At 75.1% G+C, this 15,669-nt stretch carries 9 protein-coding genes and 1 pseudogene; 4 read left to right on the top strand and 6 right to left on the bottom strand.

Annotation, left to right across the window (positions count from 1 at the left end; genetic code table 11):
• Window positions 1-82: 82 nt before the first annotated feature.
• Genes ACIG5E_RS00850 through ACIG5E_RS00830 form a run of 5 tightly spaced genes read right to left on the bottom strand, consistent with a single transcriptional unit; the run spans window position 83 to window position 12,951 of the window.
• A complete protein-coding gene (locus ACIG5E_RS00850) occupies window positions 83-2,116 on the bottom strand; it encodes a hypothetical protein (protein WP_396530625.1) in 2,034 nt (677 codons plus the stop codon).
• Window positions 2,113-5,808, bottom strand: a complete 3,696-nt coding sequence (locus ACIG5E_RS00845; RefSeq protein WP_396530624.1) for a DUF5682 family protein — start codon at window positions 5,806-5,808, stop codon at window positions 2,113-2,115. The genes ACIG5E_RS00850 and ACIG5E_RS00845 overlap by 4 nt, the downstream gene beginning before the upstream one ends.
• Window positions 5,809-5,810: 2 nt before the next feature.
• The gene (locus ACIG5E_RS00840; RefSeq protein WP_396530623.1) at window positions 5,811-7,031 is read right to left on the bottom strand and encodes an AAA family ATPase; all 1,221 of its coding nucleotides are present in this window, start codon (window positions 7,029-7,031) and stop codon (window positions 5,811-5,813) included.
• The gene (locus tag ACIG5E_RS00835) at window positions 7,028-12,097 is read right to left on the bottom strand and encodes a hypothetical protein (RefSeq protein WP_396530622.1); all 5,070 of its coding nucleotides are present in this window, start codon (window positions 12,095-12,097) and stop codon (window positions 7,028-7,030) included. Before ACIG5E_RS00835 ends, ACIG5E_RS00840 begins: the two co-directional genes overlap by 4 nt.
• The gene (locus ACIG5E_RS00830; protein ID WP_396530621.1) at window positions 12,094-12,951 is read right to left on the bottom strand and encodes a DUF4132 domain-containing protein; all 858 of its coding nucleotides are present in this window, start codon (window positions 12,949-12,951) and stop codon (window positions 12,094-12,096) included. Before ACIG5E_RS00830 ends, ACIG5E_RS00835 begins: the two co-directional genes overlap by 4 nt.
• 101 nt (window positions 12,952-13,052) lie before the next feature.
• Between ACIG5E_RS00830 and ACIG5E_RS00825 the strand changes: the two are divergent.
• From ACIG5E_RS00825 to ACIG5E_RS00815, 3 genes and pseudogenes are all read left to right on the top strand, one after another.
• Window positions 13,053-13,256: pseudogene (locus ACIG5E_RS00825) on the top strand (hypothetical protein); the annotation flags it as partial.
• Window positions 13,257-13,489: 233 nt separating this feature from the next.
• Entirely contained in the window at window positions 13,490-14,272 is a 783-nt protein-coding gene (locus ACIG5E_RS00820) for a Scr1 family TA system antitoxin-like transcriptional regulator (protein ID WP_396530620.1), read from the top strand.
• Complete coding sequence (locus ACIG5E_RS00815; protein ID WP_396530619.1) at window positions 14,269-14,475, top strand: DUF397 domain-containing protein; 207 nt, start codon at window positions 14,269-14,271, stop codon at window positions 14,473-14,475. Before ACIG5E_RS00820 ends, ACIG5E_RS00815 begins: the two co-directional genes overlap by 4 nt.
• Here the strand turns inward: ACIG5E_RS00815 and ACIG5E_RS00810 are convergent.
• Window positions 14,463-15,014: a Uma2 family endonuclease gene (locus ACIG5E_RS00810; protein ID WP_396530618.1), complete on the bottom strand. Its 552-nt coding sequence runs from the start codon at window positions 15,012-15,014 to the stop codon at window positions 14,463-14,465. The genes ACIG5E_RS00815 and ACIG5E_RS00810 overlap by 13 nt on opposite strands.
• Window positions 15,015-15,113: 99 nt before the next feature.
• Between ACIG5E_RS00810 and ACIG5E_RS00805 the strand changes: the two genes are divergently transcribed.
• Window positions 15,114-15,656 carry a hypothetical protein gene (locus ACIG5E_RS00805; protein WP_396530617.1) on the top strand — a complete coding sequence of 181 codons (543 nt, stop codon included), beginning with the start codon at window positions 15,114-15,116 and terminating at the stop codon, window positions 15,654-15,656.
• The last annotated feature ends 13 nt before the right edge of the window (window positions 15,657-15,669 follow it).

Genomic DNA, 15,669 nt, shown 5'->3' with positions numbered 1-15,669 from the left:
TTGCTCTGTGTGCCCTGTGCTGTCTCCTCCCCCACAAGTATGCCAGTTGGCGCCGATTATCGGTCTCTGCAAATACTTCGGCTTATATCCGCGCTGTCTGCCCGGCCCCCTCGGTGGCTCTTTCGTCGGTAGCGGTTTCCTCGGTAGCGATTCCGCCGGCTCCCCAGGCAGCGGAGCAGAGTGCGGCGGCCAGCGCCTCGGTGTAGTCGGCGGCGGCCAGCCAGGCCGTGGCGAAGGCGTCGTGGTCATCCGGGACGACCCTGCCGAACACGTCCCGCCGCTGGTTCGCCGCGGCCGCCCGCAGACCGTCCAGGAGCTGGGCGGCAGTGGCCAGCCCGGCGGCGCGCAGCAGGCTCCGGTCGGCCGCCGCCGTGGCCGCGCTCGGGGCGAGGGCCGACCGGCCGGTGGTCACCGTCTGCTCCACCCGGCGGCCGAGCACGTGCACCGGCGGGCCGGCCGGGGGTGCGGTGGGGGGCTGCGCCGCGCGCCCTGCCGGGTCATCGACCTGGGCAGGGTGATCGACCCGGGCAGGGTGATCGACCTGGAGGTCGGCGGTCTGGAGGCGCTCCAGGCCGAGGTTGGCCCGGCCCGCCCAGTCGGCGGCGAGGGCGAGGCGCACGGGCGCGGGCTGGCCGGGCGTGGGCTGGTCGGGGTCATCCGGGGGTGTGCCGATCGCGAGCAGGCGCAGCTCCGGGCGGTCGGCCCGCTCCAATCGGCCGATCAGCCGGAGCCGCAGGCCGGGGGCGGTGGCGAGCAGGGCGAGGTTGGCCCGGAAGGCCAGGTCGGGGTGCTCGTGCCCCGGGCGCAGCGCGATCACCAGGCCGCTCCCGGTGGCGCGCGCGAGCAGCTGGGGCGCCCCGCCGGGGCCGGTCGGGGCGGCGCCCAGCACGGTGACGTCCAGGAACAGCAGGTCGCTCCCGGCCGGGCGGCTCTCGTACGGCAGCTCCTGCGCCGTGAGGACCCGCTCCACCTGCGCGGCGGGCGGCTCGGACCAGAGCCGAGCCACCGGCTCCGCCGTCCAGTCCGCCCCGGACGCGCGGACCGCCCGGACGGAGGCCCCGGCGCCCAGCCGTCCGGTGGCGGACCTCGTCGCGCCCTGGACGGCCAGCCCGGCGCGGCTGAACTCGCGGTGGCTGAGCGCGGCATCACCCAGCCTGACCGTGCGGTTGCCCGCCCCGACGGCCGACGGGGCGGCGGTTGCGGCATCACCGTGCGGGGTCACCTCGGCGACCGTGCTGAGCCGACCGCCGGCGTCCACCGCCCAGCTGACCGCGCCAGCGTGGGTCGCGGTCAGCACCGGCTCGGCGAACAGCCCGTACAGCCGCAGGCCGCCCTCCTCCGCGTAGACCTGGCGGGCGGTGCCGCGCAGCGCGGAGAGCGGGACGGGGTCGGGGGCGCCAGCCGCGGCGGTCAGGGCCACGGTGAGGCCGAGCAGCTCGCGCAGGCCCGCCACCAGGTCCGCCAGCCGGTGGTCGGGCGCGCCGGAACGCGCCGCGCGCACTCTGGTCACGACCGCGACCGCCGCCGCGGCCGGACAGTACAGCCCCGCCACGCGCGCCCGGTGGGCGGCGCGCAGCAGCTCGGCCTGGGTGACCGCGCCCGCTCCGCCCACCCCGGCAGCCAGCAGGGCGCAGGCGGCCTGGTGGAGGTGCCGGGCGGCGGCGAGTTCGGGCGGAGTGAGGGCGGCGGGTTCGGGCAGGGGCACGGCTGCGGGTGCCGCCGGTGTTCCGGGCGCCTCGGCTTCTGAGACATCCGGGGATTCGGCTACGGCATCGGCTTCCTCGGCCAGCGGGCAGAGGACGGTATCGGTTTCCTCGACCAGCGGGCAGAGGGTGACGGCGGCGGCACGGTGGGCACAGGCCGGGGCCAGCAGGCAGCCGCACCGGACGTCGGCCGGGTCGGCGATCACCCCGCCCGGGGCGTGCAGGACGAGCAGGGCCTCCTCGTCCACCTGCACCCGCCACTCGTCGCCCTCCCGGCTCGACGGCCGCTGCGCCAGCTTCGCCGCCGCGCCGTCCAGCCGCTTCTGCAGCCGGGCACTCAGCCCGGACACCACCTCCGCGACCACCTCGGGCCGGACGCCCGGCCAGCCGTTCTCCTGCGTCGTCGCGTTCATCGCACCTTCTCCCCCACCCAGCGGGCCAGTTCCAGCGGGCTCAGTGCCGCCACGGGCATACCGGCCGCGACCAGCTGTCCCGCGACCGCCTTCGAGTACCGGGCCGTCCCGGTGTCGTCCAGTGCCGCGCAGCCGAGCAGGTGCACGCCGGAGTCCACCAGCGCCCGGGTCTGGGCGAGCAGCCCATTGACCGGGCCGCCCTCCTCGAAGTCGCTGACCACCGCGATCAGCGTCCTCGACGGCACCGTCACCAGCTCGCGCGCGTAGCGCAGCCCGGTCGCGATGCTGGTGCCACCACCGACCCGCACCTCCAGCAGCAGGCTCAGCGGATCCGCCACCCGCTCCGTCAGGTCGAGGACCTCGGTGGAGAAGGCGACGAAGTGGGTGCTCAGTGAGGGCACCCCGGCCAGGATCGAGGCGGTGAGCGCCGCCCAGACCGTGGAGGCCTCCATCGACCCCGACACGTCCACCGCCAGGATCAGCCGCCAGTCATTGGCCTGCCGCGCCCTGGTCCGGAACACCGGACGCTCGGGCACGATCAGGGTGCCGGCGCCGTCCGGCGCGGGGCGGGCGGTGGCGAGGTTGGCCCGGATGGTCCGGTGGAGGTCCAGCCCGCCGCCCGGCCGCCAGGACGGGCGCGGCACACTGATCCCGGTCAGGGCCGGGCGCAGCCTGGTCGCCAGCTCACGGCTCAGCTCCTCCACCAGCCGCCGCACCAGCGGGCACAGCCGCGCCACCCGGGCCTCGGGCAGGCCGCCCGCGTGGTCCAGCACCGTCCGCAACAGGTCGACGGACGGGCGGACGGCGGACGGGTCGATCGCCTCCAGGACGTCCGTCCGGCCATGGGCGACGGCGGCCTCCAGCACCTCCTCCCGCACGCCCGGGCCGAACAGCGCCTCCAGTTCCTCGGCCCACTCGCGCACCCCGGGGAAGGGCGCCTCGCGACCGCCCCTGTCGCCCAGGCCCGGGCCGGAGCCCTCACCGCGCCCGCTGCCGTACAACTCGTCGAGAGCGGTGGCGAGTCGGGCGCTCCGGCCGGACAGGCCGCCGGTGCCGGGGCGGCCCAGCAGCAGTCGCCACCGCTCGGCGGGGGCGAGGGTGTACGGGCCGGTGCCGTGGGGCTGGACGGCGGGTGCGGGTGCCGCTGGTGCGGGTGCTGGTTGCGGGGCAGGGCCGGGGGCCGGGTCCGGGGGTGCCTGCGGCGCCAGCCCCCGACGGGCGAGAGCCGCGCGCGCGACCAGGTCCGCGCGGACCCAGCTCGCCACCACGGCGGGGTCGGCCGCCTCGGGCAGGGCAGCCAGGCGGGTGCCGAGACGCTCCTCGACCAGGGCCAGCAGCCGGTCACGGGCGGCCGGGCTCAGCGTGTCGAAACCGCCGCGCAGCGCGGGCAACCGGTCCAGGAAGGCGGTGTCCGACAGTGACGTCACCCGCTCCAGCACGGGTTCGAGCGCCTCGGGCGCGCTGTCGAAAAGGCCTTCGGCCGCGGTCAACAACCCGACCAGCGCCCGCCCGACCGTCTGCCGCGCCCGTACGTCGGTCGCCCCGTCCACCCAGGACGCGGCCCGGCCGCCGAACACCCCGGCCGGCTCCTGCCCGAGCAGCACCCGCACCGCCCCGGCCGCACCCCGCACCAACGGGCTCCCCCGCTCCGCGAGTTCGCCCAACACGTACCCCAGCCGCACCCCACCCAGCCGATCCGCCCGCCGTGCCAACTCCACCAACGCCCGCGCATCCGCCGGATCATCCGACCCGCCCAGCCCCTCCACCTGCCGCACGGCAGCGGTGGTCAGCAGTTCTGCGGCAGCGTGGAGGGGGGCGAGGGGGTGAGACGACCCGGCGGTGGCGGGGCCGAGGATCGCGGCGGAATCTTCAACGACTTTGCCGGAAACGGGTGTTCGAGCACCGCCCGGACCAACCGGAACCACTGCCCCGGTGAGTGTGGGGGCGTGGGGGGCGAGGCCGGGGAAGTGGCCGGCGGTGAGGCGGTCCAGGAGGGTGAGGGCGCCGAGGAGGTCGGGGAGGGTGGCGGCGGTGGGGAGGGTGGCGGTGAGTTGGGTGAGGCGGGTGGCGGTGAGGGCGGGGAGGGCGCAGGAGGCGGCGGCGGTGAGGCCGTCGATGATCTCGCGGGGGGTGGGGTCGGCGCTGAGGCGGGTGCGGAGGGTGCCCTCGGCGGCTTGGGCGGGGGTGACGCCGCGGGTGCCGGCGACGGTGAGCAGGGCGGCGACGGTGGGGGTCCAGTGCAGGCGCCAGCGGGTGCCGAGGGTTTCGGTGCCGCCCGCGCCGGTGGTGGGGACGGGCTCGGCGTAGGGGACGCCGCAGGCGGTGAGGCGGTGGAGGAGGACCTCGCGGCGGCGGTCGAGGGGGCTGCGCAGCGGGTCGAGGCGCAGTTCGCGCGGGCCCGGGTCGGTGGGGTCGGGGAGGCCGAGCTCGGCGAGGAGGGTTTCGACGGCGGGGGCGAGTCCGCTGCGCGGGGCGGCGGGGGTGGGGCGCCCGGTGCGGGTGCCGACCAGGACCTGTTCGAGGGCGCGGGCGACGGCCCGGCCGCGGCCGAGGGGTTCGCCCTGGGCGAGGACGGTCTGGACGGCTTCGACGAGTTCGCCGCGGCCGGGGGCGGCGTGGCCGCGCAGCCGGGCGAGGTCGCCGGCGAGGCGGACGATCTCGCGGGCGTCGGCCGGGCCTGAGGGGTGGTCCTGGGCGCGCAGGGCGGCGCAGATCCGGACGGCGGTGGCGGTGAGCGCCTCGGTGAGGCGCTCCGGGTCGCCGCCGGCGTCGAGGACGGTGTGCTGCCACTCCGGGTCGCGGATGCCCGCCGGGTAGCCGGAGCGGGCGTCGAGCAGCGGGTAGGTGTACGGAATCAGCGAGAGCACGTGCCCGGGGTCGTCCGAGCCGGGCGGTTCCTCGGGAGCGCCGGGCCCGTCCAGCAGGGCGGGGGCGTGGAAGGAGCCGACGACCACGGCGATCCGGCGCCCGTCGGCCGAGGCGGCCCGGATGCGGGCGCGCATCCAGGCCTCGCGGCGCAGGTCGTACGGGTCGACGCCGGGGCCGGTCTCGGCGTCGTGGCGCAGGGCCCAGCCGACCAGCAGGGCGGCGCGCCGGACGGCGTCCGGGGTGGAGCCGGGGGCGGCGGTCTCGACCAGGCGGTCCCACAGGTCCTCGTCGGAGTCGCGGCCGGTGAGGCGGTGGCGCAGTGCGTCCGCCACCCCGGGGGCCGCCGGGCCCTCCGCCGGGCGGCGGTCACGGGTGCCGTCGGGGGCGGTGCGGTGGGCGAGCGGGAGGTCGCAGGCGATGGCCTCGACGCCGTTGCGCCGGGCCCAGCGCAGGGCGACGAGTTCCGGGGAGAAGTCGGCGAACGGGTAGAAGGCGAGGCGGCCGGAGTCGTCCGCCACGGCCGGGGCGGCGGCGAGGGCGACCGGGGCCTCGGTGGCCTCGTCGGCGAGCCGGTCCAGCCAGGGCTGGAACTCGGCGGGCAGTTCGACCAGGACCGCCTCGGGACGGGCGGCGTCGAGCAGCGCGGGGAGGACCGCGCTGAGGGACGGCGCGTGGTGGCGCACGCCGATCAGGTAGGGCCCGGGACGGTCGGTGCCGGAGCCGGCCAGCCGGTCGGTCGCGGCGCGGACGTCGAGGTCGGTGGCGGGGTGTCCGCCGGCCCCGAGGGGGCCGTCCGGGGTGGGCTTCACCGCGCTGCTCGTCATCGTCAGGCCTCCAGTGCCGAGCGGAGGTCCCACAGGGTGCGCCAGGTGGCAGCGCCCTGTTCGGCACGGCGGCGGACCGGGCCGTCCCAGTAGCCGAGCAGCCGGGCCGCGTCCGCCGGGTCGTCCTTGCGGACGACGCCGAGGAGTTGGCCGGGGAGGCGGCCGAGGAGGTCGCCGCCGTCGGGCAGGTAGGCGGCGGTGACGCCGAGCGCGGTGGCGACGGAGACGGCTTCGGCGGTGCTCATCACGGTGGAGGGGCGCTCGACCTCCCAGCCCTCGATGGAGCGGCCGGTGCGCAGGTCACGGAAGGCGGTGACCAGGGCCTCCAGGACGGCGTCGTCGACGGCGTAGCCGGCGCCGGCCCGGGCGACGGCGGTGGTGGACTGGCGGCGGACCAGTTCGACCTCGGCGGCGAGGCTGCCGATCGGGCCGACCGTCTCGAAGTTGAACCGCCGCTTGAGGGCGGCGGACATCTCGCTGACGCCCTTGTCCCGCAGGTTGGCGGTGGCGATCAGGGTGAAGCCGGCTGCGGCGTGCAGCTGCCCGTCCGGGGTGCCGGCCAACTCGGGGACGGCGATGCGCCGTTCGGAGAGGAGGGAGACCAGGGCGTCCTGCACCTCGGGCAGGCAGCGGGTCACCTCCTCGACCCGGGCGACGGCCCCGGTGGTCATCGCGGTGAGCACCGGGGAGGGGACGAGGGCTTCGCGGCTGGGGCCCTTGGCGAGCAGCAGGGCGTAGTTCCAGCCGTACTTGAGCTGGTCCTCGGTGGTGCCGGCGGTGCCCTGGACGGTGAGCGCGCTGGTGCCGCAGACGGCGGCGGCGAGCAGTTCGGAGAGCATCGACTTGGCGGTGCCGGGCTCGCCGACGAGCAGCAGGCCGCGCTCCCCGGCGAGGGTGACGACGCAGCGTTCGACCAGGGCGCGCTCGCCGACGAACTTGGGCTCGATCACCAGGCTGCGGCGCCCGGCCTTGAGCTTCTCGCCGCCGCTGCCCATGACGAAGGTGACGACGGCGCGCGGGGTGAGACGCCAGCCGGGCGGGCGCGGGCCGCTGTCGTGGGCGGCCAGGAACTCCAGTTCGGCGGCGTGCTTCTCCTCGGGCGGGACGATCTGCCGTTCCGCGGTCGCGGTGGTGGCGGTGGTCGCGGTGTTGTCGGCGGTCACGGTGGTCTCGGCGGTGTTGGCGGTGGTCTCGGCGGTCACGGTGGTCTCGGTGGCGGTCATCGTCGGGCCTTCCTACGCTTGCCGGTCTGGAGTTCTTCGTAGCCGGGGGCGTCGCCGTCGACGGTGCGCTGCCACGCGATGGCGAACAGCTCGGGGACGGGCAGGTGCGGCAGCACCGGCTGGTGGGTGGGCAGTTCGTACAGGGCGGCCTTCCAGGTCTCCACCGGCAGGGCGGGCGACTTGGCCTCCTGCCAGCCGCCGGGCAGGAAGAGGCTGCGGCCGGCCCGGGCCCGCTTGGCCTCCAGCACCAGGCCGGCGGCGGCGAGTTCGGCGCGGGCGCGCTTGAGCCTGGCGGGCTTCCAGCCCGTCCAGCGGGCGGTGTTGCGGTCGGTCGGGTCGGGCAGGGCGAGCAGTTGGAGGTGGAGCGCGGCCGCGTCCTCGCCGAGGCCGTGGGTGCGGGCCACTTCGGCGACCAGCTCGGGGGCGGACAGCTGCGGGTTCTGCAGCCAGGCGGGGCCGTCGCCGGTGGCCGTCGCGGCGGCGGCGGAGGCGGCCAGGCGCTCCGGTTCGCCGCGCAGGACGGACTGGATCGCGGTCCGCTCGGTGCCGAACCAGTAGCTGCCGGAGAGCCCGTCGAGCAGTTCGAGCAGGGGGTCGTCCGGGCCGGTGAGGGCGGCCGGGCGCAGCCAGACCCGCTCGAACTCGGCGTGGTACGGGGTGAGGACGAGCGCCGGGCCGCAGCGGACCAGGCCGTCCGGGTCGGCGCCGCCCTCGGCGGGCAGGCCGAAGTGGGGGCGCAGCACGGCGGCCAGCGAGGCGCCCTTGGCGGTCCGGATGAGGTCGAGGTCGAGCAGCAGCTCCGGATCGGCCAGCCGGTTGCGCAGCGCGGTGGCGGCCCGGGGCATCAGCGGTCGCAGCGGGCTGTCGGCGGGCAGGTGGTAGGCGAGCCAGCGCAGGGCGCGGATGGTGGTGCCCAGCGCGCCGGAGCCGGGGACGGCGGACTTGTCCTCGGGCGCCAGTCGGGGGGTGCCGTGCCCGTCGTCGGTGAGCCGGAAGGTGGTGGTGCCGGTCAGCCAGGGGGTGTGGCCGGGGTTGAGCACCGCCTCGATGGTGGTGATGGGCACGCCCTGGACGCCGGCCTGTGCCTCCTCGGGGAGGGTGACGAGCCGTCCGAAGCGGCGGATCCAGGTCTCGGCTCCGGCGGCGAGGTCGGGGCCCTCGGTCCACAGCCGCTTCGGGTCGTCGGTGGGCAGTAGGGCGGCCCAGACGGCGGCGATGCCGGCGTGGTCGTGTCCGCGCAGCCAGTGCTGGGCGGCCTTGACCTCGGCGGGCTTGAGGCCGTACTCGGCGGGCACCTGGGCGTTGCCCCACTGCAGGAGGCCGGGCGGCGGGCTTAGCAGCAGGGTGGCCCGGGCGGTGCCGATGCCGGTGAGTTCGGCGAAGGCGGCGGCCCGGGCCTGGTCCCAGGGGACGGCCCGGCGCAGGGCGGCGACCCGCCAGAACTTGGCGATCCAGGCGGCGCTGACCCGCTCCTCGGTGCCGCGCTCCTCGACGGTGGTGAAGTGGGCGACGGGGCCGAACTCACCGCTCGGGTCATGGTCGACGGCGAGCCAGTGCACCGTGCCGTCGGTGTACTGGTGGCGGTAGCCGAGGATGACCACGGTGCGGTCGCCGCGGCGCAGCACCTCGCCCTGGCGGTGGGTGGCCGGGCGGCTGCTCTTGGTGCTGTCGGCCGGTTCGGCGAGGACGATCTCGCGCAGGGTGGCGCCGCGGTCGGCGAGCGGGCCCTTGGTGAGCTCACCGAGCAGCAGCACCAAGGAGGAGCGGTGGGCCGGTTCGGTGAGCGGCGCGGCGACGGCGTGGGCCAGGACGTCCAGTCGGCCGAGCAGGTGCAGCCAGCCGTGGTTGGCGTCGCCGCCCTGCACGGTGACGGTCGCCGGGGTGCTCCAGCCTTCGCCGCTCACGGCGGGCGGATCGGCGAGGACGGCGCTGACCGCGCGCAGGTTGTTGAGCGTCCAGCAGCGGTCGGAGCTGCCCCAGCCGCTGCCGAAGCCGCCGATTCCGGGCAGGACGGCGCCGACGGCGTCACGCAGTTCGTGGTCGTGGCCGTGCTCGGGCCGGTACTCGACGGCCTCGGCCTTGGTGGGCCGTTCGGCGTCGGGCTGCGGCAGGAACCGGGCCGTCCGGTCGAGCAGGTCGGCGGCGGCGCGGGCGAGCCCGGCGACGCCGGCCAGCAGCAGCGGGTGGGTGATCCCGGGCAGCGCGGCGCCGACCGCCTCGACCGGCAGGCTGTTGCGGGCCTCGCCGTGCTGGGCGATCGGACGACGGACGCCCTGGACGGTCAGCCAGCGCTGTTCGTCCTCCGGGACGGGTTCGGTGTCGACGGGCCAGGCGAGGTCGATCAGTCGGGCGGCCTGGTCGGTGGTCAGGGCGCGCAGCACCCGGGAGCCGGCCTCGTCGCGGGGCCGCAGGGCGTGCCAGTGGTCGTACGGCGGGACGAGCGCCGTACCGGCGGCGGCGAGCTCGCCCGCCCGGCAGGAGCGCAGCTCGGTGGTGCGGTCCGAACGGTCGGCGAGGTCGGGCAGGCCGAGGTCGAGGAACTCGCCGGTGCGGCTGACCACCGGGCCCTGGGCGCCGGGCAGGGCGAGCCGGCCGACCGGGAGGATGTGGGTGTCGTTGCCGGAGTTCAGCGGCAGGACGATGCGCTGTCCGTCGGCGGTGAAGGTGGTGACGGCGCGTCCGGGGTCTTGGCGGACCCAGCTGCCGAGCACGGTGCCGTCGGTGCCGAGCGGGGTGCCCTCCAGGCCGGGCTGCAGCGGCAGCAGGCGGGTGCTGCCGAGGACGAGCCGGCCGGCCTCGGCGGTGGCGGCGATCACGGGCGGCTCGGCGGTGCGGCCGAGGGCGCCGGTGGCCGGGTCGAGTTCGCGCAGGACGGGAGTGCCGTCCGGGGCGGGGCGCAGTGTCCAGTGGCCGGTGCCGTCGCCGAGGACGGGGTGCGCCTCGGGCAGCCGGGTGTCGCCGGGGTGCAGCGGGCGGGCGCCGGTGGTCCGGCCGCCGCCGGGCAGCGGGAGGGAGGCGTCCTCCGGGTGGCGTTCGCCGTAGTAGTAGCCGGCGATGGTGCGGCCGGTCAGCTCGAAGGTCTGGTCCGGCCGGCCGGACCAGTAGGCCTTCTGCTCGCTGCCCTCGGACCAGACGACGAGGAGTTCGCCGTCGACGAACCGCAGTCGGGGCCGGTTGCGGACGCCCGGCAGCGGGGGCACCCGCAGGGTGTGCTCCAGCAGGATGCCGTCCGGGCCGACCACGAGGGCCTGGTCGCGGCGGGCGAGGATCAGGTACGGCCAGGCGTCCTCGACGATCAGGTCGTTCAGGCCCCGGTTGCGGTGGCCGGGGGCGGTGTCCGGGAGGGCGTCGGGGGCGGGCGGGTCGGCGAGCCGGCCGAGCGCCTCCTCCAGGGCGGGCCAGCCGAGTTCGTCCAGGATGCCGGCGCCGAGGGCGCGGGTGAGCAGCCCGGTGACGTCGAGCGCGGCGATCCTCTCGGCGGCGGCCGGGGCGACCGTGCGGATGGCGGTGCGGAACTGGGTCAGCGAACGGACCAGGCCGTCGGCGCCGGCCAGGCCGCGGACGGCTGCGAGTTCGTCGGCGCGCTCCTCGGCCCATTCCGTGAACAGCTCGTTCAGCAGCGGCAGGACGGCCGCCCGGTGCTTGACGGCCGCCTCCCAGGCGGCCGGGGCGGAGCGGCGCAGCAGCGGCCGGAAGCGCTGGTCGGCGGCGACGGCCGCGAGGGCGGCGGCGTCCTGGCTGCTCTGGCCGACCCACTCGCGCAGGTCGAAGCCCAGGCCGGCCGGCGGGTCGGCGACCGGGACGCCCGCGGCCAGCAGCAGGTTCAGCAGGTCGAGTCGGGTGTGGCTGACGCGGATGCCGGTGAACAGGTCGACCGGGGCGGCGTCGGTGCGCAGCCGCTCGACCATCCGCCCGGCCAGGGCGAGGGTGGCCGGGCAGCTGGGGCGGCTGCGCCAGCCGCGGCCGAGGTGGTGGCACCAGCGCTGGAGCCACGCGGCGGCGGGCTCGGCGCCCTCGGCGCGGGCGCCGGTGAGCAGTTCCTCCGCGCCGGTCTCGGCGAGGACGGTCAGCCAGGCGGTGTCGTGCGGGGCGGAGTCGGTGCCGGAGGCGGCCGGGTCGGGCAGCAGCTCCAGCAGGCGGGCGCGGACCGCGGCGTCGTTCTTGCCCAGGTCGACCAGCGCGCCGCGCCAGGACTTCCAGAACGCCGCGGGCGCCCGGTTGACCGCCGGGGAGTCCAACAGCTCGGCGAGCAGTGCCCGTTCGTGCTCGCCGCGGTCCAGCCCGGCGGCCCGGATCAGCGCGCGGGCGTCCTCGGCGACCCCGGCGTAGGGGGCCATGCCGGCCGCGGAGCGCTCGGTGCACAGCTGGCGGAAGCGCTGCCAGGCGGTCAGCGGGTCGAGCCGCTGGGCGAGCTCCTTGACGTACTGACGCAGGGACTTGACGGTGAGCGCGCCGGCCAGGGCGAACTCCAGGAAGACGGCGCGCAGCCGCTCCTCGTCCACCGCCAGGTTGTGGGTGCGCTCGGCTTCGCGGGCCTTGCCGAACCAGGCGGCGGCGTACGTCCGGTTGTCGTGGGCGAGGAAGATCCGGCCGACCTCCTCGCAGAAGGTCGGCAGGAAGTGCGGCACGGCGCGGCCGAGCCGGGTGGCGAGCGCGTCGAAACCGTCCTTGGCGGCGCCGGGCTTGGACCGGGCCTGGCGGGCCAGCCGCTCCAGGTCCTTGACCAGGGCGAGCGCGTGGTGCCCGTTGGCGGGGTCGTGGACCAGCGCCCAGGCCGGGAAGCCCAGCGCCTCCTGGCGGACCTGGCCGACCTCGGCGGGCTCGCCCTCGGGGGTGAGGCCGAGGAACTCCAGGGCGAGGTCCTCCGCTTGGCCGAGCGCACCGGGGACCAGCCGGACGATCCGGCGGCCGTCCAGGGCGGGGTGGGCGTAGCCGCGGGCGGTCAGCACGTCGGCGGCGCTGTCGGGGCGGCCGGCGCCGGGCAGCGTGCCGGGCGGGAGGACGGCGCCGGCATCGAGCAGCGCCTCGGGCGTCGCGGCGCCCTGGTTCGGGACGGTGGTGGTCATGCGGCTTCCTCCCCTTCGATCGTGCGGCCCGCGTACAGGGCGGCGGCCATCCTCATGCCCTCGGACCAGGCGACCGGTCCGACCTCGGCGAGCGGCAGGGCGCGGCCGTCGGGGCCGGCCCAGCTGAGCGCGCCCGTCTCACAGGCGTCGTACTCGTAGTAGTCGCCGACCCACACCCGGGCCTCGACGGTGCGGCCGCCCTCGCTGATCGGCTGGACCGCGGAGCCGCCGCGGACCCGGCAGCCGAGCCGGGTGCAGCGCCCGACCAGCTCGCGCAGTTCGCGGTAGCGGCCGCCGGCGTAGGTGGTGACCTCGGTGCCGGCCGACGGCTCCTCGGGCCGGTGCCAGACCTCACGGTAGAGCTGCTGGACGCGCTGGGAGACGCCGAGTTCGACGGCGAACTCGCGCAGGTCGTCGAGGTCCGGCAGCAGCACCGGGTGGGGTATCAGGACCTCGCCGTCGGTGAGGCGGACGGTGTCGCCGTCGAGGTCGACCAGGCCGAGGCCGCGCTCGGCGTCCGCGTCGCGCAGGAAGCCGGCGACGGCGCCGTCCGGGCCGGTGACCACGACGTCCCGCAGGACGGCCTGCCAGGCCTCGTCCGGCCAGACGGCGGCGAGCACGGCGGCGGGCACCGGCAGCGAGCGCACCATCCACCGCTCGACGTCCTCCTGGCAGCGCCGCTCGTGCGCGGCGAGCCACTCGGAGAGCTGCTTGAGCTGGGTGACCACCGGGTCGTCACCGAGCTTCGACGGCAGGGACTTGAGCGCGCGCCCCGCAGCGTTGCGGCACACCACCCTGCCCTCCTCGTCGAGCGCGACGCGGTACCCTCCCGCGTCCGTCTCCACCCATGCCACGGCCGTACTCCTCCCACCGGGAACGACGTTCTGATCGCCCTGCTGACCAGCGATGCGAGGAACGTAGCGAGGGGTACTGACAACGCGGCGGGCGGGGGGGAGGCTCGCGGTGGGCAGGGGAATTGAAACCACTCGAACGAGTGAGCGATCAGGCTGGAATCGGCCCAGTTTTGGTGGTCGGGCTCGCGATGTCGGCGCTGGCCTCGGCCGTCATCCAGTTCGCGCTCGCCCGGCGCTCGCTCAACTCGGCGGGATCGCTGTACGTCTGGACCTCCGGCAGCCTCAACGGGCGGGGGTACGACGTCGAGTACCGCGAGTTCAACGGCGGCCACGACTACGCCTGTTGGCGCGGCGGCCTGGCCGACGGACTGGCCCACCTGCTGGGGCCCTCCGCCCGCCGAGCCGACGGTCACCCACATGGACGGTTTCAGCCGATTCGCACACCCTCGAGCCGCCGGGCGCCTAACGTCGGGAACCCGCACCAGATGACCTCGGGGGGTCAGCGATGAACACGTCCTCGTCCGCCACGCCTCCACCGATGTCGTGGCAGTACTGCGGCGACCAGATCAAGCTCTGGCGCGCTCGCGCCGGAGTCAGCCGCGAGGACCTGGCGGCAGAGGCCGGGTACAGCTACGAGAGCCTGAGGTCGATGGAGGCGGGGCGGCGTAAGCCGTCGTTGCACCTGTTGCAGGTGGCGGACGAGATGTGCGGCGCGAAGGGGATCCTGGTGGCGGGGGCGCAGTTCCTGAAGCCGGAGAAATACCCCCACTTCGCCGAGGATTACATGCACTACGAGGCCGAGGCCGTGGTCATCCACTGGTACGAGACCTTGCTCATTCCGGGGCTTCTCCAGACCGAAAAAACGGTGAGAACGCTACTCAGTGCGAACTGGCCTCCTCTCGATGACGAGACCATCGAGGAACGCGTCACAGCACGTCTCGAACGTCAGGAAGTGTTGAAGACACAGACCAAGTCCTTCAACTTCCTCATCGGCGAAGCGGCACTACGAAACCCGCTCGCTTCGGAGGACGACTACAGATGCCAGCTGCTTCACCTCCTGACTATCGGCTCAGCACGCCACATCGTCATCCAGGTCGTACCTGGCTCGGGCGCACACACGGGACTGAACGGCCCATTCATCCTGCTCGACTGCGAGGAGCATCAGCGACTCGCATACGAGGAAGGACAGGCCATGGGTCTGCTCCACTCGGACCCGGGAAAGGTCGGTCTCCTGAGCCAACGCCATGCGATGATCCTCCAGCGGGCCCTCAATCCCGAGGCCTCGGCGGAGTTCATCGGAAAGCTGGCGGAGGACCTATGAGCAGCGGACTGACCTGGTTCAAGTCCAGCCACAGCGGCACCGAAGGCGGCGCGTGCGTCGAGATCGCCCTCACTCCAGCCGCCGTCCACGTCCGCGACTCCAAGGACAAGACGGGTCCCGATCTCACCTTCACCCCCGCCGCCTGGGCCGACTTCATCGCCTTCGCGCAGACGACCCGGCTGCGGCGCGGTCAATCGCGATAGGGGACGAGGCGCGACAGGTCCAGGTCGAAGCCGAACGGCTCGGGGATGTGGATCGTCTCGCCGAACTCCCGCTCGGTCCGGGTGTGGTAGCGGTCGCGGTTCGGCTCTGAGAACAGGGTGACCGTCTTCTGCCGTGGGTCGATGATCAGGTAGAGCGGGAAGCCCATGCGAGGGTAGTCGCGGACCTTTCCCGTCCAATCGTTGTCGGGGTTGGACGGCGACACGACCTCAACGGCAATCAGTGCGAGCTCGGCGGGAATGTTGTGGCCCGCCAGGTCGATCACATCCTCGGGCAGGTAGGTGAGATCGAGGTTTCGAACAGCACCGACCGCGGGCGAGGAAAGGTCGCTGTTCCCGCTCGTGAAATAGCCGGACGGGCAATGAAGATCAAACTGACGCTGCACGATCGAAAGGCTCAACTGGTGGATCGGCGAGGGCGTCGCCTGCGCCACGATGAGGTCGCCGGAGAGCTCGACCTTGAAGCCGTCCGGGAGGACGCGCCGGGCCTCCTGGAGAAGCCGGTAGCGCTCGGGGTCCATGCGATCTCCTCCAGTGCTTCTGCCGCCGCACGACAGTAGCGGGAGACGAGGAGGCCACCCCGCCGCCCGAATGCGCATTCGCCTGGGATGCTGGCCGACATGAACAGAGATCAACTTGGCCGACTCATCGGCTCGGGCTTCGGGCTCGTCTTCATCGAGGCCAACGCGGGCGCGCTGCCGGCGGGGGTGGCCGTCCCGCTGCGGGTGGTCGGGGTGGCGGCGTTCCTCGGGCTGGTGCTGCTCGGGCGGCGCCGTCCGCAGATGGCCGAGTCCGGGGGTGAGCCCAGGGGTGTGAGCTTCGGGGGGCGGTACTGGCTGGTGGTGGTGGCCGAGGTGGTGGCGATGGTCGCCGGGTTGGCGGTGATCAACAAGGTGCTGCACACCCCGGAGGCGACGGTGGGATGGATCGCCTTGGTGGTCGGCGTGCACTTCTTCGGGATCGCGGTCGCCTGGCGGCGGCCTTCGCTGCACGTGCTCGGGGCGGGGATAGCGGCCTGCGGACTGCTCGGGCTGGTGCTGGCGTTCGCCGGGGCCTCGGCGGCCGTGGTCGCGCTGGTGGCCGGGATCACGCCCGGCGGGATGCTGTTCGGGTCGGTGTGGTGGTCCGGCCGGGCGGTGGTGGCGCCCGGCCGGACGGGGTGAGCCTCAGTCCATG

The organism is Kitasatospora sp. NPDC053057 (assembly GCF_044546945.1).
In the GTDB taxonomy this organism is placed as follows: Bacteria; Actinomycetota; Actinomycetes; order Streptomycetales; family Streptomycetaceae; genus Kitasatospora.
The sequence above is the reverse complement of the archived record's forward strand: the minus strand, read 5'-3'. Positions and strand labels throughout refer to the sequence as shown.